At 65.8% G+C, this 23787-nt stretch carries 24 protein-coding genes; 15 read left to right on the top strand and 9 right to left on the bottom strand.

Going from position 1 to position 23787, the window contains the following annotated elements; genetic code table 11:
- The first annotated feature begins 17 nt into the window (after positions 1 to 17).
- The 4 genes from IE097_RS03670 (at position 18) to hslO (ending at position 2523) form a co-directional block, all read left to right on the top strand.
- Positions 18 to 506: a CinA family protein gene (locus IE097_RS03670; protein WP_189458797.1), complete on the top strand. Its 489-nt coding sequence runs from the start codon at positions 18 to 20 to the stop codon at positions 504 to 506.
- Entirely contained in the window at positions 503 to 1084 is a 582-nt protein-coding gene (locus IE097_RS03675; RefSeq protein ID WP_189458798.1) for an MFS transporter, read from the top strand. Before IE097_RS03670 ends, IE097_RS03675 begins: the two co-directional genes overlap by 4 nt.
- Positions 1085 to 1098: 14 nt before the next feature.
- Positions 1099 to 1575 carry a NanQ anomerase/TabA/YiaL family protein gene (locus IE097_RS03680; protein WP_189458799.1) on the top strand — a complete coding sequence of 159 codons (477 nt, stop codon included), beginning with the start codon at positions 1099 to 1101 and terminating at the stop codon, positions 1573 to 1575.
- 75 nt (positions 1576 to 1650) lie between these two features.
- The gene (gene hslO, locus IE097_RS03685; RefSeq protein ID WP_189458800.1) at positions 1651 to 2523 is read left to right on the top strand and encodes an Hsp33 family molecular chaperone HslO; all 873 of its coding nucleotides are present in this window, start codon (positions 1651 to 1653) and stop codon (positions 2521 to 2523) included.
- Between the two features lie 43 nt (positions 2524 to 2566).
- Here hslO and IE097_RS03690 read toward each other — a convergent pair whose 3' ends face one another.
- From IE097_RS03690 to IE097_RS03715, 6 genes are all read right to left on the bottom strand, one after another.
- Positions 2567 to 2941 (bottom strand): hypothetical protein, encoded by a 375-nt coding sequence (locus IE097_RS03690; RefSeq protein WP_189458801.1) that lies wholly within the window; start codon positions 2939 to 2941, stop codon positions 2567 to 2569.
- Complete coding sequence (locus IE097_RS03695) at positions 2938 to 3168, bottom strand: DUF1653 domain-containing protein (RefSeq protein WP_189458802.1); 231 nt, start codon at positions 3166 to 3168, stop codon at positions 2938 to 2940. The genes IE097_RS03690 and IE097_RS03695 overlap by 4 nt, the downstream gene beginning before the upstream one ends.
- Before the next feature lie 64 nt (positions 3169 to 3232).
- Positions 3233 to 5866: an alanine--tRNA ligase gene (gene alaS / locus IE097_RS03700; protein ID WP_189458803.1), complete on the bottom strand. Its 2634-nt coding sequence runs from the start codon at positions 5864 to 5866 to the stop codon at positions 3233 to 3235.
- A gap of 135 nt (positions 5867 to 6001) precedes the next feature.
- Positions 6002 to 7198 (bottom strand): multidrug effflux MFS transporter, encoded by a 1197-nt coding sequence (locus IE097_RS03705; protein WP_229797411.1) that lies wholly within the window; start codon positions 7196 to 7198, stop codon positions 6002 to 6004.
- A gap of 129 nt (positions 7199 to 7327) precedes the next feature.
- The gene (locus IE097_RS03710) at positions 7328 to 7966 is read right to left on the bottom strand and encodes an NAD(P)-dependent oxidoreductase (RefSeq protein ID WP_189458804.1); all 639 of its coding nucleotides are present in this window, start codon (positions 7964 to 7966) and stop codon (positions 7328 to 7330) included.
- Between the two features lie 16 nt (positions 7967 to 7982).
- Positions 7983 to 8609, bottom strand: a complete 627-nt coding sequence (locus IE097_RS03715) for a DsbA family protein (protein WP_189458805.1) — start codon at positions 8607 to 8609, stop codon at positions 7983 to 7985.
- A gap of 101 nt (positions 8610 to 8710) precedes the next feature.
- On the opposite strand from IE097_RS03715, the gene IE097_RS03720 reads away from it, so the two are divergent.
- On the top strand, positions 8711 to 9607 hold the full coding sequence (locus IE097_RS03720; RefSeq protein ID WP_229797412.1) for a LysR family transcriptional regulator: 897 nt from the start codon (positions 8711 to 8713) through the stop codon (positions 9605 to 9607).
- Here the strand turns inward: IE097_RS03720 and recX are convergent.
- Both recX and recA read right to left on the bottom strand, forming a co-directional pair.
- On the bottom strand, positions 9604 to 10062 hold the full coding sequence (recX, locus tag IE097_RS03725) for a recombination regulator RecX (protein ID WP_189458807.1): 459 nt from the start codon (positions 10060 to 10062) through the stop codon (positions 9604 to 9606). The genes IE097_RS03720 and recX overlap by 4 nt on opposite strands.
- Positions 10063 to 10118: 56 nt before the next feature.
- A complete protein-coding gene (gene recA / locus IE097_RS03730; protein WP_189458808.1) occupies positions 10119 to 11141 on the bottom strand; it encodes a recombinase RecA in 1023 nt (340 codons plus the stop codon).
- A 189-nt stretch (positions 11142 to 11330) separates the two neighbouring features.
- Here recA and IE097_RS03735 point away from each other — a divergent pair, with 189 nt between their 5' ends.
- The 10 genes from IE097_RS03735 (at position 11331) to IE097_RS03780 (ending at position 22760) form a co-directional block, all read left to right on the top strand.
- Positions 11331 to 12620 carry a D-amino acid dehydrogenase gene (locus IE097_RS03735; protein ID WP_189458809.1) on the top strand — a complete coding sequence of 430 codons (1290 nt, stop codon included), beginning with the start codon at positions 11331 to 11333 and terminating at the stop codon, positions 12618 to 12620.
- A gap of 70 nt (positions 12621 to 12690) precedes the next feature.
- Complete coding sequence (locus tag IE097_RS03740) at positions 12691 to 13134, top strand: spore coat protein U domain-containing protein (protein WP_189458810.1); 444 nt, start codon at positions 12691 to 12693, stop codon at positions 13132 to 13134.
- 116 nt (positions 13135 to 13250) lie between these two features.
- Positions 13251 to 13730, top strand: a complete 480-nt coding sequence (locus tag IE097_RS03745; protein ID WP_189458811.1) for a spore coat protein U domain-containing protein — start codon at positions 13251 to 13253, stop codon at positions 13728 to 13730.
- Positions 13727 to 14449: a fimbrial biogenesis chaperone gene (locus IE097_RS03750; protein ID WP_189458812.1), complete on the top strand. Its 723-nt coding sequence runs from the start codon at positions 13727 to 13729 to the stop codon at positions 14447 to 14449. Before IE097_RS03745 ends, IE097_RS03750 begins: the two co-directional genes overlap by 4 nt.
- On the top strand, positions 14449 to 16725 hold the full coding sequence (locus IE097_RS03755) for a fimbria/pilus outer membrane usher protein (protein WP_189458813.1): 2277 nt from the start codon (positions 14449 to 14451) through the stop codon (positions 16723 to 16725). The genes IE097_RS03750 and IE097_RS03755 overlap by 1 nt, the downstream gene beginning before the upstream one ends.
- A 2-nt stretch (positions 16726 to 16727) precedes the next feature.
- Complete coding sequence (locus tag IE097_RS03760; RefSeq protein ID WP_189458814.1) at positions 16728 to 17183, top strand: Csu type fimbrial protein; 456 nt, start codon at positions 16728 to 16730, stop codon at positions 17181 to 17183.
- 102 nt (positions 17184 to 17285) lie between these two features.
- Positions 17286 to 18518 (top strand): phosphoglycerate kinase, encoded by a 1233-nt coding sequence (locus IE097_RS03765; RefSeq protein WP_189458815.1) that lies wholly within the window; start codon positions 17286 to 17288, stop codon positions 18516 to 18518.
- 157 nt (positions 18519 to 18675) lie between these two features.
- Positions 18676 to 19401: a PepSY domain-containing protein gene (locus IE097_RS03770; protein ID WP_189458816.1), complete on the top strand. Its 726-nt coding sequence runs from the start codon at positions 18676 to 18678 to the stop codon at positions 19399 to 19401.
- Complete coding sequence (locus tag IE097_RS03775) at positions 19398 to 20474, top strand: 2Fe-2S iron-sulfur cluster-binding protein (protein WP_189458817.1); 1077 nt, start codon at positions 19398 to 19400, stop codon at positions 20472 to 20474. Before IE097_RS03770 ends, IE097_RS03775 begins: the two co-directional genes overlap by 4 nt.
- A gap of 156 nt (positions 20475 to 20630) precedes the next feature.
- Positions 20631 to 22760 (top strand): TonB-dependent receptor family protein, encoded by a 2130-nt coding sequence (locus IE097_RS03780; RefSeq protein WP_229797414.1) that lies wholly within the window; start codon positions 20631 to 20633, stop codon positions 22758 to 22760.
- 22 nt (positions 22761 to 22782) lie between these two features.
- Here the strand turns inward: IE097_RS03780 and IE097_RS03785 are convergent, their stop codons facing one another.
- A complete protein-coding gene (locus IE097_RS03785; protein WP_189458818.1) occupies positions 22783 to 23676 on the bottom strand; it encodes a LysR family transcriptional regulator in 894 nt (297 codons plus the stop codon).
- Between the last annotated feature and the right edge of the window lie 111 nt (positions 23677 to 23787).

Below are 23787 nucleotides of genomic sequence, written 5' to 3' on the forward strand. Positions count from 1 at the left end.
ATGCGATGAATGCCCCCATGTTGAATACCGAAGCGCTGGCGGTCGAACTGGGCCGCTTGCTGCTGGCGCGCGGCCACAGCGTCACCACGGCCGAATCGTGCACCGGCGGACTGATCGCCGGCGCGATCACCGACATTGCCGGGTCGAGCAACTGGTTCAACCGTGGTTTCGTGACCTACAGCAACAGCGCCAAGGTCGACATGCTCGACGTGCCGCCGGCCTTCATCCAGGGCCTCGGTGCGGTGAGCGAGCCGGTGGTCGCGGCGATGGTGCAGGGCGCGATGGCCGCGGCAAGTGCCGAATGGGGCGTGGCGGTGTCCGGCATTGCCGGCCCCGGCGGCGGCAGCGAGGACAAGCCGGTCGGTACCGTCTGGTTCGCTTTCGGCTCGCCGCTGGGCATCGTCACCGAGCGCTGCGTGTTCGGCGGAGACCGGGCTGCAGTGCGCCGTCAGGCCGTTGCGCATGCGCTGGACAAACTCGTGCAACTGATCAAGGAAAGCCGGTGACCACCGTCGTCGTCGTCAGAAAGAACAATCAGGTCGCCATCGCGGCCGACAGCCAGTCCACGTTTGGCGATACCGCGCTGGGCGCGGGGTTCGATGCGCAGTGGAACAAGATCTTCAAGTCGCATGGCAGCTATTTCTCGATTTCCGGAAGCGCCGCGCACGATCTGGTGATCCAGGCGGCGCTGAAAAAGTCCAGGGCGCTGGATTTCTCCAGCCGTGTGGCGATTTTCGAGAGCTTCCGCAAGCTGCACCCGAAGCTCAAGGAAGAGTTCTTCCTCAAGCCCGACGAGGAAGAGGACGATCCGTACGAATCGAGCCAGCTGACCGCGCTGATTGCCAACAAGCACGGCATCTTCGGGGTCTACAGTCTGCGCGAAGTCTACGAATATGCCCGTTTCTGGGCGATCGGCAGCGGCCACGACTATGCACTGGGCGCGATGCAGGCGGTGTATGACCGCGACGATCTGAGCGCCCTCGACATCGCCCGCATTGGCGTCGAGGTCGGCTGCACCTTCGACATCAGCTCGAGCCTGCCGATGACCGAGTATCTGCTCGATCTCGGTCAGGACGACGACTGACACCGGAGCGAAACATGTATCTCGGTAAGCTTGCCCACTGGCCGCAACAGCGTGCGGTCCTGCCCGATGCGGTCAACCGCGCGTTCGAGGCGCTGGCGGCGCATGATCTGGACACCCTGCCGGCCGGCCGTTACGAAATCGACGGCGACCGGCTGTTCTTCATGATCCAGGAAATGATCACCCAGCCGTTCGACGCCGGCCGGCCCGAAGCGCACCGCCGCTATGCGGACATCCAGCTGTTGCTGAGCGGCGAGGAAGGCTACGGTGTGGCGCCGGCCGATCCGGCACTGGCGGTGCTCGACGATTTCTTCGACAGCCGTGACATCGCGTTTTTCGCCCCGCCGGACAACGAGCAGCGCATCAGGCTGCTGCCGGGCGATTTCCTGGTGTTCTATCCGGGCGAGCTGCACCGGCCGGGCCGCTGTGTTGGCGAATCGATGCCGATCCGGAAGGTGGTGGTGAAGATTGATCGCGCCTTGCTGGGACTTTGAACGGGCGCCGGTCATACCGGCGCCTTGAAACGATTTGTGCATAGACGAGTACCCGGCCGAGGCCGGCAGAGAACCATGACCCAAGATACGCTTGAACGTTTCCTTTTCGACGACGCGCCGGTCCGCGGCGAGATCGTCAAGCTCGATGCCAGCTACCGCGAAGTGCTGGCCCGCCACGATTACCCGCCGGTACTGGCACGCTTCATCGGCGAACTGATGGCGGCGGGAACGCTGTTGTCGGCCACGCTGAAGTTCGACGGCACGCTGGTGATGCAGCTGCACGGCACCGGCGCGGTCCGGCTGCTGGTGGTCGAAGTGACCAGCGACAACACCATCCGTGCAATGGCGCGCTGGGAAGGCGACATCCCCGATGTCTCGCTAGCCGAGCTGCTGGGCAACGATCGCCGCTTCATGCTGACGCTCGATCCGGACGAGGGCGAGGCCTATCAGGGCATCGTCGGTCTGGAACCGGGACAGAATGTGGCCGAGATCATCGAGCACTACATGAAGCATTCCGAGCAGCTCGAAACCCGGCTGTGGCTGGCGTGTGGCAACGGCATGTCGGCCGGACTGATGGTGCAGAAGATGCCGGCCGGGCACGGCGATCCGGACGCGTGGGAGCGTATCCAGATGCTGGCGCAGACGATCACCGACGAGGAAATGCTCGGTCTGCCGGTGCGTGACGTACTGTACCGGCTGTTCAACGAAGAGCAGGTCCGCGTGTTCGACCCGGCGATGCCACGCTTTGCCTGCACCTGTTCGCGCGAACGCGTTGGCGGCATGCTGGAAATGGTCGGCCGCGAAGAAGTCGACCACGTTCTGGCCGAAAAAGGCTCGGTCGATGTTACTTGCGAGTTCTGCGGCAAGGGTTACCACTTCGATCTGGTCGATGTCGAACAGCTGTTCGCCGGGCACGGCACGGCGCAGGGCAGCGCGCAGCGGCACTGATGGTTTCCGAAAAAAGCCCCGCAATGCGGGGCTTTTTTTCGTTTCAGAGCGCCAGCCAGATCAGCGCACCGGTGGCAAAGCCGAAATAGAACAGCGTTTTCAGTGTTCGTTCGGTGTCATGCGGTGGGGTGTCAGGCGTGTAGTCCGCCAGTCCGTTGAAGATACCGTACCAGAAGTGTGCCAGTGCACCGAGCAGGTCACCGACTACCGGGCCACGGATGAAGCCGATCACGGCGAACAACGCCGCCGAGCCCGCAATGGTTGTCCCAAGCGAAATACGACCGGCGAACAGCCACATCAGCAGCAATGCCAGCAACAGGCCATAGAGTGCACCGAACAGCCCGCCAAGCGCAGCGCAGGCCAGACGGTCGCCGAAGTCGAGCGGCGGTTCGCCCGGATCGGTTCTGCGGGCAGTCATTCGGCCGGGCCGACCCAGGCAAAGCGCGGCACCGTTTCGCCGTTGACGATCACCTGTTCGAAGAACATGTCGTACGGCCGCACCCACAGGCCGAAGTCGCCGTACTGCGCGCGGTACAGCACCATCCATTCTGTCGTTTCCGAATGCCGGACCACGTCGATCACCTCGTAATTCAGGTTCTTGTAGTGGCGGTAGTAGCCGGTCTGCAGCTGCGGGCGAGGCGTCATGTTTTCTCTCATGTAAAAACGGCTGGCACAGGTGGCCAGCCGTTCTGTTTGCGTGATGCGTTGGTCAGAGCTTGGCTTCGACCCAGTCGGCGACGCTCTTGAGCGCTTCCTTCAGGTTTTCCGGCTGGGTGCCGCCGGCCTGTGCCATGTCCGGACGGCCACCGCCCTTGCCGCCGACTTGCGAGGCAACATGGTTGGCGATCTCGCCGGCCTTGATCCGGCCGGTCAGGTCCTTCGACACGCGGGCGATGATGCTGACCTTGCCGTCGAGCGTACTGGCCAGCACGGCAATGCCGGAGCCGACGCGGTCCATCAGCTTGTCGCTCATTTCGCGCAGCGTGCCGCCGTCGATAGCGTCGATGTTGGAAACGACCACCTTGACGTCCTTGATCGTCAGCATGCCCAGACCGACCAGATGGTCGAGCTGGCCGAAGGCCATCTGGCTCTTGAGCTGTTGGGCTTCCTTCTGCGCGGCCTTGAGCTCGGCCTGCAGTTTCTCGAGCTTGCCGACCAGTTCGCCCGGCTGGGCGCCGGCGACGCCGGTGGCGGCCTTCAGTTCGGATTCGATGGCCTGAACGGTGGCCAGCGCACCTTCGCCGGTCACCGCCTCGACGCGGCGGATGCCGGCGGCGACGCCCGATTCGGCGACGATCTTGAAGAAGCCGATGTCACCGGTGCGGTGGACGTGGGTCCCGCCGCACAGTTCGGTCGAGAAGTCGCCCATTTTCAGCACGCGCACTTCGTCGCCGTACTTTTCGCCGAACAGCGCCATCGCGCCGGCCTTGATCGCGTCGTCGTAGCTCATCAGGCCGACGTCGACCGCATGGTTGGCCATCACGACGTGGTTGACCAGCGCTTCGATCCTGGCGATTTCCTCGGCGGTCAGCGCCTTCGGGTGGCTGAAGTCGAAGCGGGTGCGCTCGAACGTGACCAGCGAGCCCTTCTGCTCGACGTGGGTACCGAGCACGTCGCGCAATGCGGCGTGCAGCAGGTGGGTGGCGCTGTGGTTGCGCTGGGTCGCGTGGCGCTTGTGCAGGTCGATGGTCGCGGTGACGCTGTCGCCGACCTTGAGGCTGCCGCGTGCCAGCTTGCCCTGATGGCCGAAGACGTCGGCCTTGACCTTCTGGGTGTCGGTGACGTCGAACAGCGCATTCAGGCCGCCGGCGGCCGAGATCTCGCCGACGTCGCCGGCCTGGCCGCCCGATTCGGCGTAGAACGGGGTGTTGTCGAGCACGACCACGCCTTCATCACCGGCATCGAGCTGCTGGACCTGCTCGCTGCCCTTGTACAGCGCGATGACTGTGGCTTCGGTGCTGACCTCGGTGTAGCCGTGGAACGCCGAGGCGCTGCCTTCGTAGGCGAGGCCGGCGGTCATCTTGAAGCTGCCGGCGGCGCGGCCGCGTTCCTGTTCTTCCTTCAGCTCGCGCTCGTAACCCGCCATGTCGAGTTCGAGATTGCGCTCGCGGCAGATGTCGGCGGTCAGGTCGATCGGGAAACCGTAGGTGCTGTGCAGCGTGAACGCGGTCTTGCCGTCGAGGACGGTCTTGCCGCCTTCGATCGACTTCTCCAGCAGCGCCATGCCGATGTCGAGCGTGCGCGCGAACTGTTCTTCCTCGGCGCGCAGTGCGTCCTCGATCTTTGCCTGACCTTCGCGCAGTTGCGGGTAGGCGTCGCCCATCACGCGGGCGAGGTCGTCGACCAGCTTGTGGAAGAAGGTGTTCTTCTGGCCGAGCTTGTAACCGTGGCGCACGGCGCGGCGCACGATGCGGCGCAGCACGTAGCCGCGGCCTTCGTTGGAAGGCAGCACGCCGTCGGCCACGAGGAAGGCGCAGGCACGGATGTGGTCGGCGATGACCTTCAGCGACGGCACGTCCTGGCTGTAGGCAACACCGGTTTCGCGTGCGGCGGCACGGACGAGGTCGGCGAGGATGTCGGTTTCGTAGTTGGACTTCACGCCCTGCAGCACCGTCGAGAGGCGCTCGAGGCCCATGCCGGTGTCGACCGACGGCTTGGGCAGCGGGTGCAGCGTGCCGGTTTCGTCGCGGTTGAACTGCATGAAGACGTTGTTCCAGATCTCCATGTAACGGTCGCCGTCCTCGTCGGGCGATCCCGGCGGGCCGCCGGCAACCGACGGGCCATGGTCGAAGAAGATTTCGGTACACGGGCCGCAGGGGCCGGTGTCGCCCATGGTCCAGAAGTTGTCCGACGCGTACGGTGCACCCTTGTTGTCGCCGATGCGGACGATCTTCTCGGCCGGCAGGCCCACTTCCTTGTGCCAGATGTCGTACGCTTCGTCGTCCGAGGCATAGACGGTGACCATCAGCTTGTCCTTGGGCAGGTTCAGCCACTCGGCGCTGGTCAGGAATTCCCAGGCGAAGGTGATCGCGTCACGCTTGAAGTAGTCGCCGAACGAGAAGTTGCCCAGCATCTCGAAGAAGGTGTGGTGGCGTGCGGTGTAGCCGACATTCTCGAGGTCGTTGTGCTTGCCGCCGGCGCGCAGGCATTTCTGGCTGGTCGTGGCCCGGGTGTAGGCGCGCTTGTCGAAGCCGAGGAAGCAGTCCTTGAACTGCACCATGCCGGCCACGGTGAACATGATGGTCGGGTCGTTGTTCGGCACCAGCGGGCTGGAGGCGACGATCTGGTGGTTCTTGGAAGCGAAGAAACTGAGGAATTTCTGGCGAATCTCGGCGGTTTTCATGGGCGCAGGGCTCGGAAAGGCGTGCAAATGCAAACCTTGGATTCTAAAGGAAAGCCCGCCGCGGGGGATAGCGGCGGGCTGTGTTTGTCGCGCGGGCGGGCGCGCCGGTACCGGCGGTTGCCGGCCCGTCGTCGCCTAGTGCGGTGACCGCCCGGCGAAGCGGCGGTGGATGCCCCAGCCGATCAGGCCGAACAGTGCCATCGACAGCGCCAGCGGTCGGGCGCTGCCGTCATGGATCATGCCCATCGCAAACGTCGCTAGGGTGGCCAGACCGTACTGCAGGGTGCCGAGCAGCGACGAGGCACTGCCGGCGCGTTCCGGGTGGTTGGCGAGCGAGGCCGCGGCGGCGTTCGGGTTGACGAAGCCGAGGCTGGTCATGAAGCAGAAGATCCCCGCCAGCAGCAGCGGCATGGTCGCGACACCGGCCAGGCCGGCGAAGGCGAGTATCACGGCGGCGGCCAGCGTCGCCGTCAGTCCGTGGCGCAGCAAGGTGTAGATGCCGTTGCTCTTGAGCAGGGCGGCGTTGATCTGCGAGGCGCCGATCAGCCCGACCGCGTTGACGCAGAACACCCAGCCGTAGGCGCTGGGGCTGAGATGGAACAGTTCGATCAGCACGAAGGGCGAGCCGGCCAGGTAGGCATACAGCCCGGCCTGGGCGAAGCCGCCGGAGACCGCATGCACGCTGAACTGCGGGTCGCGCAGGATTTCGACGTAGCCGCGGAACACGCTGAACGGGTTGAGCGAGGTGGCCGGATCGGGCGAACGGCTTTCCCTGAGCGAGGTGACGACGACAATTAGGCAGGCAAGTCCGAAGGCGACGTTGATGCCGAAGATCACCCGCCAGCTCGACACCTGCAGGATGTAGCTGCCGAGCAGCGGTGCGAGGATGGGCGAGACGCCCATGATCAGCATCAGCATCGAGAACGAGCGCGCCGCTTCGCGCGGGTCGCAGCGGTCGCGGACGATGGCACGCGCCAGCACGATGCCCGAACACGCGCCGAACGCCTGGATAAAGCGCCAGAACATCAGCGCATCGATGCTCTGTGCCAGCATGCAGCCGATCGACGCGAGCGAGTACAGCGCCAGTCCGGCCACCAGCGGCTTCTTGCGGCCGAAACGGTCGCTGGCCGGGCCGTAGACCAGCTGGCCGCACAGCAGACCGACGAAGAAGGTCGTCAGCGTCAGCTGCACCGCACCGCTGCCGGCGTTCAGGCTGTGCTGGATGGCCGGGAAGGCCGGCAGGTACATGTCGATCGACACCGAGCCGATCGCGGTCAGGATGCCGAGCAGCAGCATCCAGCCGGGAATGTGGAAACGCGGAGTGGAAGTCATGCCGATATGCTGCCAGTAAACGGGAATTGTTACATCAAAAATAATCCCGAAAGTAATCAAATGGCCGCCGTCCTGGGAGAATGCCGAAGGCCCGCCGGGGGCGGGCCTTCGCGGACGACGGCAACCGGATCAGTAGCCGACGGTAAAGCGGGCACGGCTGTGCTTCGGCGTTTCCAGTTCGTCGATCATTGCGACCGCGTAGTCTTCGACCGAAATCACGCTGTTGCCGTCCGCGTCAACGATCAGCTGGTCCCCGCCGAGGCGGAAGCGGCCGGTGCGCTCGCCCGGCTGCAGCATCGCCGACGGACTCAGCAGGGTCCAGTCGAGGGCGGTTTCGGCGCGCAGCAGGTTCAGCGCCTCGCGGGCGCCGAGTGCCGAGGCTTTCCACTGTTCGGGGAATTCGGGGGTATCGACCAGTTGCACGCCCGGTGCGACTTCGAGGCTGCCGGCGCCGCCGACGACCAGCAGACGGGCAACGCCGGCGGACTTGGTCGCAGCGACGATGGATTTGAAGCCGTCGACGAAATAGCCGAGCACGTCGCTCTGGGCGTGGCCGCTGAAGGCGCTGATCACGGCGTCGTGTCCCTTGAGCTGCGCTGCCAGCGCAGCAGTGTCCTGGACCTTGACGGCGACGCCGGTCAGGTTGGCGTGCGCTTGCAGTTTTTCGGGGTGCTGGACCAGTGCGGTGACGCGATGGCCGCGGGCGAGGGCTTCGGCAAGCAGTTTGGAACCGACATAGCCGGTGGCACCGATGAGGGCGATGTTCATGGAAAGCTCCTTGGGGTCAGGCGTGGGTGGCGACGAACCTGACCAGCGCGGCCGGGTTCTGGAACAGCAGGGTATTGGGCACGATGGCGACGTCGTCGCCACGGCGCAGCAGCAGCACCGGCACGCCGCGCAGGTTGAGCTGACGCATCAGCACCCGTGCCTGGGCAACGTCGTGGTGCAGCGCGTCGGACCAGCCGGCGGCAAAGTCCGCCTGCAGTGCGGTGGCCTCAAGCCCGAACTCGCCGGCGAGGACGGCAAGCTGCGATGCGTCGACCAGCATGCCGTCGACGTAGCGCAGTGCCTGCACCCGTTGTAGAACGTCGAGCGCCTGTCCGGGGCGCTGGCGGGTGACCAGATGCCAGGCCAGCGTGGCGGCGGTCGAGTCGAGTACGACGGTGTCGCCACCCAGAACGCGGTCGCGATAGGTCTCGCTGAAGGCGACGCCGGTGCGTTCGCGGATCTGCAGGTCGCTGCGCCAGAAGTAGGCGTCGGCGGCGGGCACGTCGTCCGCACCGGCAAAGAGGCCGGTCGGCAGCAGCCGCCACGGCAGCGGGCTGGCGTCGCGCAGCGCGGCGAGCGCGGGGTGCGCGCCGTAGCACCAGCCGCAGTTGGGGTCGAACAACAGGATCAGTTCGGTGGACATGGGGGCATCCGTTCAATCGATGTGCCGATGATGCGCCTTGCCATTGAGCGAATAAATCGCGTAGTCGATAATTGACTGTTGTCGATATGGAAACAATGGCAATGGCCCACGATCTGAATCTGCTGGCGGCGTTTGCCGCCGTCGCCGAAACCGGCAGTTTCACCGCTGCGGCCGAGCGCACCGGCAAGCCGAAGTCGCAACTCAGCCTGCAGGTCCGCCGGCTCGAAGCCGGGCTGGGAGTCCGGCTGTTCACGCGGACGACGCGCAAGGTCAGCCTGACCGAAGCCGGCAGCGCGCTCTTCGACGATTGTGCGCCGCTGTTGCACGAGATGGCGGCAGCGCTCGAACGGCTCGACGTGGGTCGGCGCGAACCGAGCGGGCTACTGCGATTGACGGTGTCGGCCGAGTATGCGGCAACCGTACTGGCGCCGCTGATCGTCGGCTTCATCGAGCGCTATCCGAAGATGGAAATCGACGTGGTTACCGCCAGCGAGCAGGTCGATCTGGTCGATGCGCGGCTGGATCTGGCGATCCGGATGGGCTGGCTCAAGGATTCGAGCCTGCGGGTGGTGCCGCTCGGGGATTTCGGTCAGTGGGTTGTCGCGGCACCGGATTATCTGCGGCGCCACGGCACGCCGCAGACGCCGGCCGAACTGGCGGCGCACCGCTGGGTGGCGCTGACGCTGCTGCGATCACCGCTGCACTGGACGTTTGCCACGCCGGCTGGCGGGGACGAGGCGGTCAGGGTGACGGCGGCGTTGAAGGTCAACTCGACCGCCGGACTGCAGGGCCTGGTGGCTGCCGGGGCCGGGCTGTCGGCGCTGCCGGATTTCATGGTGGCCGAACAGGTCAGGACCGGCCAGCTGGTGCGGGTGCTCGGCGGCTATGCCTTGCCGCGGGCCGGCATCTACGCGGTCTACCCGGACGGGCGGCATGTGCCGGCCAAGGTCAGGGCCTTCATCGACCACGTGCGCGAGGCACTGGTTGCTGCGCCTTAATCGGTGTCGTCGTCGCTGCCGCCAATGACCCGGTAGACGACGTCGAGCGAAAAGCCGCGACCGGCAAGAAAACGCGCCTGTTTCGCGCGCTCCTTGGCATCCTGCGGCGGTGCGCCGAACTTCTTCTGCCATTGCGCACGCGCCTGGGCGAATTCGTCGTCGGCAACGCCTTCGAGCGCGGTATCGATCAGTGTATCGTCGACGCCTTTCTGCCGCAGCTCCGCGCGCAGCCGCTGCGGGCCGTAGCGCTGCGAGCGGAAGTGCGCCCATTGCTCGGCAAAGCGTTCGTCCGACAGCCAGCCACGAGCGACAAGGTCGTCGAGAATGGCGTCGAGCGCAGCCTCGTCGCCGTCGGCGTGCGGCAACAGCTTCTGGCGCAGTTCGAGGCGCGCGTATTCACGCCGGGCGAGGTGGGCAAGGGCGCGGTTGCGTAGCGTCGGTGTGGTCGGGGCCATAAGGGCTCGCAATGAAAAACGGCCGGTAAACCGGCCGTCCGTTTGGCGATGGTGGCTTATTCGGCCAGCGCTTCGGCGTCGTCGTCGATGGCAGCAGCACCGGTATCCAGCGGCAGTACCGGGCCGATCTTTTCGCGGACCTTGGCGACGATTTCGGCAGCCAGCTCGGGATTGTCCTTCAGGTACTGGCGCGAATTCTCCAGACCCTGACCGATCTTGTTGCCGTTGTAGCTGTACCAGGCGCCCGATTTCTCGACGATCTTCTGTGCCACGCCCTGTTCGATGATCTCGCCTTCGCGCGAAATGCCTTCGCCGTAGAGGATGTCGAAGGTGACGATGCGGAACGGCGGGGCGACCTTGTTCTTGGCGATCTTGACCTTGGTCTGGTTGCCGATGATCTCGTCACCCTTCTTGACGGCGCCGATGCGGCGGATGTCGAGGCGGACCGAGGCGTAGAACTTGAGTGCGTTGCCGCCGGTGGTGGTTTCCGGGCTCTGGCCGGGCATCATCACGCCGATCTTCATCCGCAGCTGGTTGATGAAGATCACCAGCGTGTTCGTACGCTTGATGTTGCCGGTCAGCTTGCGCAGCGCCTGGCTCATCAGCCGCGCCTGCAGGCCGACGTGCACGTCGCCCATTTCGCCTTCGATTTCGGCCTTCGGCACCAGTGCGGCAACCGAGTCGACGACGATGATGTCGACGCCGCCCGAGCGGACCAGCATGTCGGCCGAAATCAGCATTTCCGGCACGTTGACGCCAAGACGCGCTGCATAGATCGGGTCGAGCGCGTTTTCGGCGTCGATGTAGGCAGCGGTGCCGCCGAGCTTCTGGATTTCGGCGACGACATGCAGACACAGCGTCGTCTTGCCCGACGATTCCGGTCCGAAGATTTCGACGATGCGGCCGCGCGGCAGGCCGCCGACGCCCAGTGCGAGGTCAAGGCCGAGCGAACCGGTCGACACGACCTGCAGGTCGTTTTCGATCTGGTTTTCGCCCATCTTCATGATGGAGCCCTTGCCGAACTGCCGTTCGATCTGTGCCAGTGCCGCAGCGAGCGCCTTGCTCTTGTTGTCGTCCATGTCCGTCGATCCGGGGGGTCGTTTGTCTTGGTGCCGATTGTAGAACAATTGTTCTACGAATAAAAGATCATCGATCGGGTTTGTCGCCGGTGGGGGGCACGACCGGTCAGCAGGTTTGAGCCCGCAACAGATTTACCCAGATCAAAGCGTGTCCAAGTCGACGGGCAGTGTGATTTTGCACACGGCATAATGCCGTCTCTTGCGGGGGGAGGGATTCGGATGCGGGTGATCGTGCTGGGAGCAGGGGTGGTCGGTGTGACGTCGGCGTGGTTTCTGGCACAGGCCGGGCACGAGGTCACGGTGGTCGACCGCGAGCCGGCCGCCGGGCTGGAAACCAGCTACGCCAACGGCGGGCAGATTTCGGTGTGTCATGCCGAGCCGTGGGCCAATCCGAAGGCGCCGTGGAAAACCCTGCAGTGGCTGGGCGAGGAAGACGCGCCGCTGCTGTTCCGGCTGAAAATGGACCCGGCGCAGTGGCGCTGGGGCCTGCGCTTCCTGCAGGAATGCACGCCGGCGCGCGCCCGTGGCAATCTGCAGAACCTGGTCCGGCTGGGGCTGTACAGCCGCGCGCAACTGCAGCAGCTGCGGGCCGACACCGGTCTGCATTACGACGAGCTCTCGCGGGGCATCCTGCATTACTACACCGACGAGGCCGATTTCGATGCGGCGATTCCGGCGGCGGCGGCGATGCGCGAAATCGGTCTGGACCGCGAAGTGAAGAACGCGGCCGAATGCCTCGCGATCGAGCCGGCACTGGCCAAAAGCCGCCTGCCCATCGTCGGTGGTACCTATACGTCGACCGACGAATCGGGCGATGCCCGCAAGTTCACCGAGGAGCTCGCCGCACTGGCCGCAAGTCGTGGCGTCGCCTTCCGCTACCAGACACGCGTCACCCGGCTGAAGCAGGCCGGCGACCGGATCGCCGGTGTCGAGGTCGAGTACGACGACGACGGCGATACCGTGACCGAACTGCTGCAGGCCGATGCCTACCTCGTCTGTCTGGGCAGTTACAGCCCCTTGCTGATGAAGCAGGTCGGCATCACGCTCGACATCTACCCGGCCAAGGGCTATTCGGCGACGATTCCGGTCGCCGAGACCGATCTGGCGCCGACCGTGAGCCTGACCGACGACGGCTACAAACTGGTGTTCTCGCGGCTGGGCGACCGGCTGCGTGTCGCGGGGACGGCCGAGTTCAACGGTTACAACCTCGAGCTGAACGAGGTCCGTTGCCAGGCGCTGATCCAGCGCACGAGCGAGATCTTTCCCGACATCGCCGGATACGGCGACGCCGAGTTCTGGTGCGGGCTGCGACCGGCGACACCGGGCAACCTGCCCTATATCGGCCAAAGCCGCATCGCGAACCTGTATCTCAATACCGGTCACGGCACGCTGGGCTGGACCGAGTCCTGCGGTTCGGCGCATGCGATCGCCGAGCTCGTGTCGGGACGCCGGCCCGAGGTCGAGTTTCCTTTTCTCTGAACGTGCATACTGGTGCGGTGTCGCCCCGGACGCGCAATCGGACGGCGAGGGGGCAGGAGCGGGGGAGATCATGACGCGGATCGGGGTGTTCGTTTTGCTGCTGCTCGGCGGTCAGGCGCTGGCGGATACGCGCGGCATGCCGGTGACGGCGTCCGTGCCGGGCAGCTGCAAGTTCGGCAACGCCGACGACGTGGTGCTCGATTTCGGCGCGCTGGTCCCCGGGCAGGGGGCACGGCAGGTGTCGCAGTCGGTGGCATTCACCTGCAGTACCGGTACGCAGTACACGGTAACGCTGGATCCGGGCCGATATCCGAATGGTCAACAGCGCCGGATGCGCGGCGACAGCGGTAGCTATATCCCGTATGCGTTGAGCGCTGCGCCCACCAGCGGCAACGGACAGGGAGAGCTGACACCGATCTCGCTGATGCTGACTGCCAGCATCGAGGCGACCGCTTACATCGACAGTCCGGTCGGCAATTACGCCGACACGGTGGTGCTGACCGTTTCTCCCTGATCGGTATGTGGGTTTTACCGTATTGCTTCGGTAATTTAATACATTATTTGAATATCCCATTCGCCTAAAATTTGGTTCATCAAAACAACCTTCCCTTCGCGGGAACGAGCGAGTCAATGATGAACAAGGGCTTCAACCTGGTAATGGGTGCCACCCTGCTGCTGATGTCCATGGGCGGCGCGTATGCAGCCGACAAGAATGTGCAGGTCAAGGCAAAGGTGGTCGGGACCTGCGACTTTGTCGACGCAAACGACGTGGTGATCGATTTCGGTACGCTGACTCCCGGCGGCGGCGACCAGACCAAATCCGCAACAACCAGCTTCTGGTGTTCCAACGGCGTGAACTACACGGTGTCGCTGGACAACGGCCTGAATCCGGATGGTGGCGGCAAGCGGCAGATGCTGCTGTCGGGCGGGACGGCGACCGACGTGATCGGTTACACGCTGACGCCGGACAAGACCACCGGCACCGCCACCGGCCAGAGCACGCCGATTTCACTGACGCTGGATGCCGGTGTCAAAGGCACCGACTATCAGGATGCCAAGATCGGCGATTACAATGACACGGTGATCCTGACCGTTGATCTGGCGCCGTGAACCTCATAACCAAGATCAAGGCCGGCTTTGCCGGCCTTTTGTTTTTTACCGCGACCGTGCAGGCCGCCGGATTCGGCGTCTCGCCGGTCCGTGTCGATTTCTCCCCGCAGGACCGTGCCAGCGCGATCACGGTCACCAACAACGGCGACGCGATATTGCGGGTGGCGGTGTCGCTGAAGGCCTGGCAGCAGGATGCGGCCGGCAAGGACCAGTACACGCCGTCCGATGCGCTCGTGTACTTTCCGCGTCAGCTCGAACTGGCCCCCGGGAGCAGCAAGGTGATCCGCCTCGGTCCGAAGGGCGAGCGCGGGGCACAGGAACAGGCGTTCCGTCTCTATGTGAGCGAGCAGCCCGTGGCCGGCGCAAACCGGCAGGGCCAGGTCGCCATGCTGGTGAGCTTCGGCGTGCCGGTCTTCGTCCAGCCGCAGCAGCCGGCACCGTCGGCAAGGGTGACACCGGGCGTGGCCAAGGGCCGGCTTGATGTCAGGGTCGAGAACGACGGCAACATGACGCTGAAGATCAAGCAGGCGACCTTTTCGGACGGTACCTCGGTGGACCGTTTCGACAACTGGTACCTGTTGCCGGGTGTGGCGCACGACTACGGCTTCCAACTGCCCGAGGCACTGTGCAGGCAGCCCAAGCCGGTGCTGACGCTGGTCTTCGACCGGAAAACGCTGGCGGTGCCGCTGAGCCTGACCGCAGGCGACTGCAAGGCCTGATGCTGCTGCGCTGCTTCGCACTGGTCCTGACGCTGATCGCCGGCACGACGAGTGCCGAAGCCCTGCTGGTTGCCGTGCGTGTCAACGACGTCGACCGGGGTACCCAGCGGGCCTGGCTCGAGGCCGGCCAGCTCTGGCTGGCCAGCGACGACCTGGGCCAGCTCGGGCTGAAGCCCGACGGCCAGTCGGCAGAGTTCGACGGCGTGCGCTACCTGCTGCTGTCGTCGTCCAAGGAGATGCAAAGCCGTTACGACCCGGATCAGTTGACGGTATCGCTGACCGTCGCGCCGGCGCAGATCGGCGAGCAGACGATCTCGCTGTACGGCCGCTCCCAGCCGGCCGAGGTCTGGCGCGGCGGCGTTTCCGGCTACCTCGACTACACCGTGTCGACCTTCCGCAACCCGGACGGCAGCGACGGTTACGGCTTTGCACCGCTGGCCAACCTGTCCGTCGGCGGCTGGAATCTGCGCAGCGACCAGAACTACCAGTCGTCCGGCCGTGACGAGCGCTGGCAGCGCGTTACGACCACGGCGACCTACGACTGGCCGGACAGCATGGCAAGACTGACGCTCGGGGATCTGGCGCCGGTGACCGGCACGCTCGGCAGCGCGCCGCAGCTGGCCGGGATCGGCTTTTCGCGCGTGTTCTCGATGCAGCAGGATTTCGACAGCGCACCGTCGATGTCGGCCACGGTACCGGTGACCACGCCGTCGACGGCCGAGGTCTACCTCAACGGCGAGCGCATCCGCACCGAGAGCCTGAGTCCCGGCATGTACCAGTTCCAGGACCTGCGCTATTTCGCCGGCCTGCAGAACGTGCAGATCGTGCTGCGCGACGAGTACGGCAACCGCCAGACGATCAACGTGCCGTACTACTTCGACGACAGCCTGCTCAAGGCCGGGCTGAACGATTTCAACTACAACGTCGGCGTCTGGCGCCGGCCCGAAGGCTTCGACGATTACGGCGGTCTCGCGTATTCGCTGTACCACCGCTACGGCGTGACCGATGCGCTGACCGTCGGCGCGCGCGCCGAAGGCAATCCCGATTACGACTCGGCCGGCGGGCTGGTAACGATGCGGCTCGGCCGCGCCGGCGTACTGTCCGGTGCATTTTCGTGGGCGCGGCACGACGACGGCAACGAGGGCGACGCGCAGTATCTTTCCTACCGCTTCGACGAGCGCAACTGGAGCCTGCGCGGCTTCGCCCAGCATATCGATCCGGGCTACGTCGCCGCCGGCACCGGCTTCGCGCCGCCGCGCTGGAGCGGTGGTGCCGGCGGCAGCTGGGGGACGCCGGCCTGGGGCAACTGGAGCTTCGACTGGTCGCGTCAGGTCGGCGGCGCCTTGCCGACGCAGAACCAGTACCGCCTCGGTTACTCGGTCGCACCGCTGCGTTCGGTCTCGCTGTCGATGAACGTGACGCTGGCCGACACCGGCGACAACAGCTCGCTCGGCGGCTACGTGAACCTGGCTTGGTTTTTCGACAGCCGGACCACCGCGTCGGCCAGCAGCCAGCGCAGCAACGACGGCAACTGGCAGAGCAATGTCGCGCTCGCGCGTTCGACGCCGTTCGGCGAAGGCTGGGGCTACCGGATCAACGCGCAGCACGGTGACAGTGGCGACGAGGTCGACGGTTCGATCGACGGCCGCTTCGCGCCGGGCCAGCTGTCGCTCAGTGCCTCGCGCAACGAGGGACAGTCGACCGCATGGCGGGCAAGCTGGGCCGGCGCGCTGGTCTATGCCGACGGCGCGACCGCGCTGTCCCGGCAGGTGAACCAGAGCTTTGCAATCGCCGAGCTGCCGCTGAGCGGTGTCGCGGTGACGCAGAACGGTCAGGTGGTCGGCCGCAGCGGGGCCGACGGCCGTGTGGTGCTGCCGGACCTCTCGAGCTACAACACCCAGCAGATCGGACTGGTGCAGAACGATCTGCCGCTCGACTATGCGGTGCCGCAACTGCGGCGCGACGTCCAGCCCGCCTACAACAGCGGCCGCGTGGTCCGCTTCGAGGCCACGCCGATCCGCGCCTGGGCCGGGCTGCTCGTCGACGGGCAGGACCAACCGCTGGCCGGTGCCGTGATCCGCCTGGCACTGCCCGAGGGCACGCGCAAGCTGCAGGCGGCGCTCGACGGCAGTTTCTACGTCGACGAGCTGGCGGCCGGCGAGTACCGTTTTGTCGTCACCGACGCGGAAGCGCTGCGCTGCCGTGGCACGCTGACGCTGCCGGCCGGCAACGACGTTGTCCAGCAGCTGGCGCCAGTGCGCTGCACGGGAGAGTAGCGATGCACCGCCTGTTTTTCGCCCTGTTCCTCGTGCTGGCCGCCCGCCTGGCGAGTGCCGGCTGCTCGATCAACCAGGGGCAGGACCCGTCGTTCGGCCAGTACAACCCCGAGCTGTCGAGCACCAGTGTGGTCAACTTTTACATCGTCGTCGTCTGCGACACGTCGACCTCGTACACGCTGCAGGCCGGCCCCAGCACGAACAGCCAGAGCATTTCCGCCCGCTACATGCTTCGCGTCGGGGGGACCGAACGGCTGAACTACCAGCTGTGCGTCGGCGTCAACAACGTGAGTTGCTCGACGATTTTCGGCGACGGCACCACCGGCCAGCCGATTTCCGGTACGGCGTCGGGCGGCGGCGCCACCAGTCTGGCCTACGCGACGGCGCTGCTCTACGGCAGCCAGCAGGTGCCGCCGGGGGATTATGCCGATATCGTGCCGGTGACCTTGCTACCCTGAAGGCATTGCGCGACCGCAATGTAGTCGTCCGGTTCCGGAACTACTGCGACCGGAACCGGTAGAATCGCAATCGATTTCCAATCCACTCAATGGAGCTAAAGCATGACCAAGCTGTTCATCGAAGACTTGGCCCTCGCCGGCAAGCGCGTCCTGATCCGTGTCGACTTCAACGTCCCGGTCAAAAACGGCGTGGTCGAAAGCGACAAGCGCATCCGCGCCGCGCTGCCGACGATCCGTTACGCGCTGGAGCAGGGCGCGTCGGTTGTGCTGATGAGCCACCTCGGCCGCCCGAACGGCGCGCGCGTCGAGAAGTACACGCTGGCGCCGGTCGCCACCCGTCTGGCCGAACTGCTCGGCAAGCCGGTGCAGTTCCTCGACGACTGCGTCGGCCCGGAAGTCGAGGCTGCCGTCGCCAAGCTGCAGGCCGGTCAGGTCGCACTGCTCGAGAACGTCCGCTTCCACATCGAGGAAGAAGGCAAGGCCAAGGACGCCGACGGCAACAGCGTCAAGGCCGATCCGGCCAAGGTCGAAGCCTTCCGCGCTTCGCTGTCCAGGCTCGGCGACGTGTTCGTCAACGATGCCTTCGGTACCGCGCACCGCGCACACTCGTCGGTGGTCGGCGTCAACCTGCCGCGCGCGGCCGGTTACCTGCTGAAGAAGGAACTCGAATTCCTCGGCGATGCGGTCGATCGTCCGGTGCGTCCGTTCGTGGCGATCATCGGCGGCTCGAAGATCTCGGGCAAGATCGACGTGATCCAGGCACTGCTGCCCAAGGTCGACAAGCTGATCATCGGTGGCGGCATGGCGTTCACCTTCCTCAAGGCCAAGGGTCTGGAGATCGGCAATTCGCTGTGCGAGAACGACCGCGTCGAACTGGCACGCGAGCTGATGGCGCAGGCCGGCGACAAGCTCGAACTGCCGAGCGACACCATGGTCACCAGGCACCTGGACTTCGATGCCCGTACGCTTGACGGTCTGGTCCAGGTGGATTCGACCGCGATCCCGGCCGATCAGGAAGGCGTCGACGTGGGCGAAGCCTCGCGCAAGCGCTTTGCCGAAATCATCAAGTCGGCCAAGACCGTGCTGTGGAACGGCCCGATGGGCGTGTTCGAAATCGATGCCAGCGCGCAAGGCACCTTCGCCGTGGCCCATGCACTGGCCGAAGCGACCGCCGCCGGTGCGATCACCGTCGTCGGCGGCGGCGATTCGGTGGCCGCGGTCGAGAAGGCCGGTCTGGAAGACAAGGTCTCGCACGTGTCGACCGGTGGTGGCGCCTCGCTCGAGTTCCTCGAAGGCAAGGCGCTGCCGGGCGTCGTGGCACTGAGCGACAAGTAAGCGCTCGTCGTTTCGCCCCGGAAAACCGCAGCTTCGGCTGCGGTTTTTTTTCGCGTGGCGGGGACGCCGGCATGCTTGGTAACCGCTTGTAAGCAATTTGGTAAATGATAATTGAATTCATTTATAATTTGCGCTTTTCCGCACCCGGGCTGGCAAGATGAACGACAAGGGCATGCCGTCGCGCTGGCGGCGCTGGCACATGTGGGCCGGGGTGATCCTGGCGCTGCCGTTTCTGGCGATCTGCGTTACCGCCTTGCTGATCTCGCACAGCAAGTCGCTGGAGCTGAAGAAAATCGATGCCTCGAGCCGCTGGCTGCCCGGCTACGTGCCCGAGCGGGTCGAAGCAAAGGCATTGCTGCAGCTGGCCGACGGCACGCTGGTCGTCGGCGGCAAGCACGGCCTGTGGGAAATCCGCGCCGGTCGTGCCGAGCCGGCGCTGACCGGCAAGCGGATCGAAGTATTCCAGTTCGTCAACGCACCGCAGGGCGTGTTCGCCGCGACCAGCAGCGGCCTGTACCGACGCGATGCGTCGGCATGGACGAAGCAGCTGGCCGGCAACGTGACCACCGTCGCCGTGCTGGCCGACGGCAGCCTGATCGCCGGTGAAGCCGGCAAGCTGCAGCGCAGTACCGACGGCGAACACTGGCAGGCTGACGCAACCGTCGCTGCCGCGCTGGATTCCCTCCCCAAGGTCGACCCGCCGCTGAGTCTGGCGCGGCTGCTGTTCGACATCCACACCGGCAAGGCGCTGCTCGGGCAGGACGGCAAGTGGCTGTGGATCGATGCCTGCGCGCTGGTGATGCTGATGCTGACCCTGTCGGGCAGCTGGCTGTGGATGCGCGGCCGGCAGCGGCGCGTGCGTCTGGCGGTGGCGGGCGCATGATGCTCGCGGCGATCGGCACGGTTGTGGCCGCCCTGTGCGTAACGCTGCTGTGGTGGCAGGCGTGCGGCTGGATCGCGACGCTGCGCGACTGGCGCCGGCGCGCGACGGCGCGCCCGCTGACGCTGCACGTGCTCGAACGCGACGTCATTGCCGGTTATGTCCGTCTGCGTCTGGCCCCGGTGCGCGGGCGCCTGCCCCGGTTCGGTGCCGGCCAGCACCTGCTGGTCCACGGCGACGACGGTGCGCGCTGCTATTCGCTGGCACGCTGGCAGCGTCGGCCGGCGCATTACTGGATTGCGATCAAACCGGAAGGGCGCGCGTCGTCGTCGATCGCCGCGACGCCGGTCGGCGCGTGTTTGCAGGCATCGCGGCCGCGCGGCGACTTTGCCTGCCGGCCAAAGCGCGCCGACGAGGTGCTGCTGATCGCCGGCGGCATCGGCATCACGCCACTGATGGCGATGCTCGACCGCCTGCGCGCGGCACCGCCGGCCCGGGTCACGCTGGTCCACGTGGCGCGGACGCGCGATGCGCTGCTGTGGCATGACGAACTGGTCGCACTGGCCGAGTCGGACAGCTGGTTCGATTACCGGCCGCGGCTGACCGGGCCGGATGCCGACTGGCAAAACGAGCGCGGCCGGCTGACGCCACGCGACGTGGAGGCGCTGGTCGGCCATCCGGCGAACACGTCGGTCTGGCTCTGCGCAGGTGACGGACTGACCGGCACCGTGCAGGTCGGCCTGACGCTGGCCGGTGTCGCCGCCGGACGCATCCACCGCGAATCGTTCGGCCCGGCTGCCGGTGTCGCTCAGGGCGATGTCCGCATCGCGCTGGCCGACGGCCGCAGCGTGCGCGGAGGCGAAACGGCGACGCTGCTCGCCGCGCTGGACCCCTTGCAGCCGTACGCTGCCGCGCAGTGTCGCGCAGGCCAGTGCGGCGGTTGTCGCAGCACATTGCAGGCAGGCGAGGTGCGCTGGCTGACGAAGCCCGATTGCGTCGTCGCCGATGGCGAGGTGCTGGCCTGCTGCTGCGCCGCGACCAGCGACGTGGTGCTGCAGCCGCATTTTCCACGCTGACTGGAGCAGGTCCGTGCCGGGTCGGGCTTTACCCGATGCCGCCGGCATGGCGAAGCGGTTAATAATCAATTCTCATTATCAATAAAACAAAACGACGATGCAGTCGAAGTGCCGGGCGGTGAAACCGGTTTCGACGGTCGCGAGGGAGCAAGTGAAGTGAGCAAGGGTTTCAGACTGACGTGCATGGCCATGGGCGTGGCCGGCGCGATGCAGGTGCATGCCGCCGAGACGACCTCCGCCGGCGAGGCGACGCTGGGTACGGTGTCGGTGGTCGGCAACTGGCTTGACGATGCCAGCAGCGTCGACGTGCTCAACCATCCGGGTGCGCGGACCTATGTCAGCCAGCAGGTGCTGACCGAAAGCGCCGCCACCAACGTCCGCGAGGTGCTGCGCCGCGTGCCCGGCGTTCAGGTGCAGGAGAACAACGGTACCGGCGGCAGCGACATTTCGCTCAACGTCGGCGTGCGCGGGCTGACGTCGCGGCTGTCGCCGCGCTCGACCATCCTGCTCGACGGCGTGCCGCTGGCGGTCGCACCGTACGGCCAGCCGCAGCTGTCGATGGCGCCGCTGTCGATCGGCAACATCGAGGCGATCGACGTCGTCCGCGGCGGCGGTTCGGTGCGCTTCGGGCCGCAGAACGTCGGCGGCATCATCAACTTCGTCAGCCGCTCGGTTCCGAAGCAGTTCGGCGCCAACGTCAGCACCGAAATCCAGAGTGCCGAACATGGCGGCGTCAAGGAACTGGTCAGCACGGCGATCGGCGGCACCAACGACAAGGGCCTTGGCGCGGCGCTGCTGTATTCGGGCGTCAAGGGCGACGGCTATCGCGACGACAACGATCACACCAATATCGACGACGTGATGCTCAAGGCCAGCTACGCGATCACCGAGCGCGACACGCTTGCCGCCAGCCTGCATTACTACGACGCCGGTGCCGACATGCCGGGCGGCCTGTCGGTGAAGGAGTACGCGCAGAATCCGTTCCAGTCGACCCGGCCTTACGACGACTTCGCCGGCCGCCGCAAGGATGCGTCGCTGAAGTACAGCCACGTCGACGCGACGCGCAAGTTCGAGGTGCTGACCTACTACACCGACAGCTTCCGCGGCAGCCACATCGCCAACGGTGCGTACTACGACATGACCCAGCTGGTCGCGTATCCGCGCAACTACAGCACTTTCGCGATCGAGCCGCGCTTCTCGCAGCTGTTCGCCTGGGGCGAGGCCAGTCACGAGGTCGGTGTCGGTTACCGCTATCTCGAGGAGAAAATGAGCGAGAAGGCGCTGACCGACAAGGTCAAGGTCGGCGGCGTGCCCAAGGGCAACTATGTGCTGACGCAGGACCGCAACGGCGGTACACAGGCACAGGCGGTCTACATCGACGACACGATCAGCTACGGTCGCTGGACCGTGGTGCCGGGGCTGCGCTACGAGATCATCGATACGCAGTGGCGCGACGTGATGCTCGGCTACCACCGCGAGCAGAGTTACGAAGAGCCGCTGCCATCGATCAACGCCAGCTACCACCTCAGCGACGTCTGGAACGTGTTCGCCAACGCCAATACCTCGTTCGGGCCGATGCAGTACTTCCAGATCGCGCAGGGCGGCAGCGGCAACCAGAGCGCGAACGGCCTGACCGCCGAAAAGGCGCACACCTACGAGGTCGGCACGCGTTACGACGACGGCCGCTGGGGCGGCGAGGTCACGCTGTTCTACATCGACTTCGACAACGAGATGCAGTACGTCGGCAAGATCCCCGGCCAGCCCAACAGCAGCGACCAGTGGACCAACCTCGGCGCCACGAAGCATCAGGGCATCGAAACCGCGGTCCACTATGATCTGGCCAACGTCGACGAGGTGCTCAAGGGCCTGACCGCCTACGCAACCTACGTCTACACGCGGGCGACGTCGGAGCAGGGCGATTTCGCCGGCAAGGACCTGCCGTTCTACTCGCGCAATGTCGCCACGCTCGGCGCGCGTTACCAGCGTGCGCAGTGGACGTTCAATGTCGACGGCTTCGCCCAGTCGAAGCAGCACTCGCCCGGCGCCGGTCCGAACTACATCACCAGTGAAACGCCGGATGGCCGCTACGGCGACATCGCCGGCTATGCGACGTGGAACGTCCGGGGCGAATACAGCTTCGGTCCGCAGTTCTACAACATGAAGCTCGCCGCCGGGATCAGGAACCTGTTCGACCGCGAGTACTACACCCGCTCGACCGACAACAACTACGGCAAGTACGTGGGCCAGCCGCGGACCTACTTCATGCAGGCGTCGTTCGACCTGTAGCAGCGGGTGATGCGCTGCGGCCTCATTCCCGGTGCCGCAGCGCCTCGACCACCAGCGCGAACGCCGGCGATGCCTGTCGGCGGCTCGGGTAGTACAGGTGGAAGCCGGTGAAGCGCGGACACCAGTCGGCCAGCACCGGAACCAGCCGGCCTTCGTCGATGTGCGGCTGCGCCATGTCCTCGGGAACGAAGGCGAGGCCGCAACCGGCCAGCGCGGCACGCAGCCGTGGCTGGGTCGCGTTGAACGTCCACTGGCCGTTGACGCGGACGTTGAGGCGGTGGCCGTCCTTTTCGAATTCCCACGGCAGCAGGCCGCCGTAGGTCGGCAGCCGCAGGTTGATGCAGTCGTGCGCAGCCAGATCGTGCGGCGTCTGCGGTGGCGGGCGCCGGCGGAAGTAGTCGGCGGTGCCGACCACCGTCATGCGCAGGTCCGGGCCGATGCGCACGGCGATCATGTCCCTGGCGACCTGATCGCCCAGCCGCACGCCGGCGTCGAACCGGTCGGCGACGATGTCGGTCAGGCCGTAGTCGACGCTGATCTCGATCCTCACGTCCGGATAGTCGTGCAGCAGCGGCGAGAGCTTGGGCCACAGCACCTGGTTGGCGGCGTGCTCGGCCGTGGTGATGCGGATCGTGCCGGCCGGTTTGTCGCGCAACTCGCTCAGTGCGGCCAGCTCGGCCTCGATGTCGTCGAAGCGCGGTGCGACGGTCGCCAGCAGCCGTTCGCCGGCTTCGGTCGGTGCGACGCTGCGTGTCGTGCGCGTCAGCAGACGAATCCACAGCCGCGCTTCCAGCCCGCGTATCGTGTGGCTCAGCGCCGATTGCGAAACGCCCAGCTGCGCGGCGGCGCGGGTAAAGCTGCCGGTGCGGGCAACACAGACGAAGGCCTGCAGGTCGTTGAGGTTGGCGCGCGACATTCATGAATCCGGTTCATCAGACTGTACCGATTATTGCAGCCAATCGTGCCGCGTCGCGTCCTCTATATTTCAGATCCTGGGCACGGCGCCGCCGCGCCCCGACCCCTTTGC

Origin of the sequence: Jeongeupia chitinilytica (assembly GCF_014652315.1) — a bacterium.
In the GTDB taxonomy this organism is placed as follows: Bacteria; Pseudomonadota; Gammaproteobacteria; order Burkholderiales; family Chitinibacteraceae; genus Jeongeupia; species Jeongeupia chitinilytica.

What these genes read in the sequence shown, in the direction of transcription:
- IE097_RS03775 (WP_189458817.1), top strand. Translation starts at nt 19,398, where the DNA reads ATGATGCTCGCGGCGATCGGCACGGTTGTGGCCGCCCTGTGCGTAACG.
- IE097_RS03710 (WP_189458804.1), bottom strand. Translation starts at nt 7,966, where the DNA reads ATGAACATCGCCCTCATCGGTGCCACCGGCTATGTCGGTTCCAAACTG.
- IE097_RS03740 (WP_189458810.1), top strand. Translation starts at nt 12,691, where the DNA reads ATGACGCGGATCGGGGTGTTCGTTTTGCTGCTGCTCGGCGGTCAGGCG.
- IE097_RS03755 (WP_189458813.1), top strand. Translation starts at nt 14,449, where the DNA reads ATGCTGCTGCGCTGCTTCGCACTGGTCCTGACGCTGATCGCCGGCACG.
- IE097_RS03720 (WP_229797412.1), top strand. Translation starts at nt 8,711, where the DNA reads ATGGCCCACGATCTGAATCTGCTGGCGGCGTTTGCCGCCGTCGCCGAA.
- IE097_RS03735 (WP_189458809.1), top strand. Translation starts at nt 11,331, where the DNA reads ATGCCGTCTCTTGCGGGGGGAGGGATTCGGATGCGGGTGATCGTGCTG.
- IE097_RS03785 (WP_189458818.1), bottom strand. Translation starts at nt 23,676, where the DNA reads ATGTCGCGCGCCAACCTCAACGACCTGCAGGCCTTCGTCTGTGTTGCC.
- IE097_RS03670 (WP_189458797.1), top strand. Translation starts at nt 18, where the DNA reads ATGTTGAATACCGAAGCGCTGGCGGTCGAACTGGGCCGCTTGCTGCTG.
- IE097_RS03705 (WP_229797411.1), bottom strand. Translation starts at nt 7,198, where the DNA reads ATGACTTCCACTCCGCGTTTCCACATTCCCGGCTGGATGCTGCTGCTC.
- hslO (WP_189458800.1), top strand. Translation starts at nt 1,651, where the DNA reads ATGACCCAAGATACGCTTGAACGTTTCCTTTTCGACGACGCGCCGGTC.
- IE097_RS03760 (WP_189458814.1), top strand. Translation starts at nt 16,728, where the DNA reads ATGCACCGCCTGTTTTTCGCCCTGTTCCTCGTGCTGGCCGCCCGCCTG.
- recA (WP_189458808.1), bottom strand. Translation starts at nt 11,141, where the DNA reads ATGGACGACAACAAGAGCAAGGCGCTCGCTGCGGCACTGGCACAGATC.
- IE097_RS03695 (WP_189458802.1), bottom strand. Translation starts at nt 3,168, where the DNA reads ATGACGCCTCGCCCGCAGCTGCAGACCGGCTACTACCGCCACTACAAG.
- IE097_RS03680 (WP_189458799.1), top strand. Translation starts at nt 1,099, where the DNA reads ATGTATCTCGGTAAGCTTGCCCACTGGCCGCAACAGCGTGCGGTCCTG.
- recX (WP_189458807.1), bottom strand. Translation starts at nt 10,062, where the DNA reads ATGGCCCCGACCACACCGACGCTACGCAACCGCGCCCTTGCCCACCTC.
- IE097_RS03745 (WP_189458811.1), top strand. Translation starts at nt 13,251, where the DNA reads ATGATGAACAAGGGCTTCAACCTGGTAATGGGTGCCACCCTGCTGCTG.
- IE097_RS03690 (WP_189458801.1), bottom strand. Translation starts at nt 2,941, where the DNA reads ATGACTGCCCGCAGAACCGATCCGGGCGAACCGCCGCTCGACTTCGGC.
- IE097_RS03765 (WP_189458815.1), top strand. Translation starts at nt 17,286, where the DNA reads ATGACCAAGCTGTTCATCGAAGACTTGGCCCTCGCCGGCAAGCGCGTC.
- IE097_RS03715 (WP_189458805.1), bottom strand. Translation starts at nt 8,609, where the DNA reads ATGTCCACCGAACTGATCCTGTTGTTCGACCCCAACTGCGGCTGGTGC.
- IE097_RS03770 (WP_189458816.1), top strand. Translation starts at nt 18,676, where the DNA reads ATGAACGACAAGGGCATGCCGTCGCGCTGGCGGCGCTGGCACATGTGG.
- alaS (WP_189458803.1), bottom strand. Translation starts at nt 5,866, where the DNA reads ATGAAAACCGCCGAGATTCGCCAGAAATTCCTCAGTTTCTTCGCTTCC.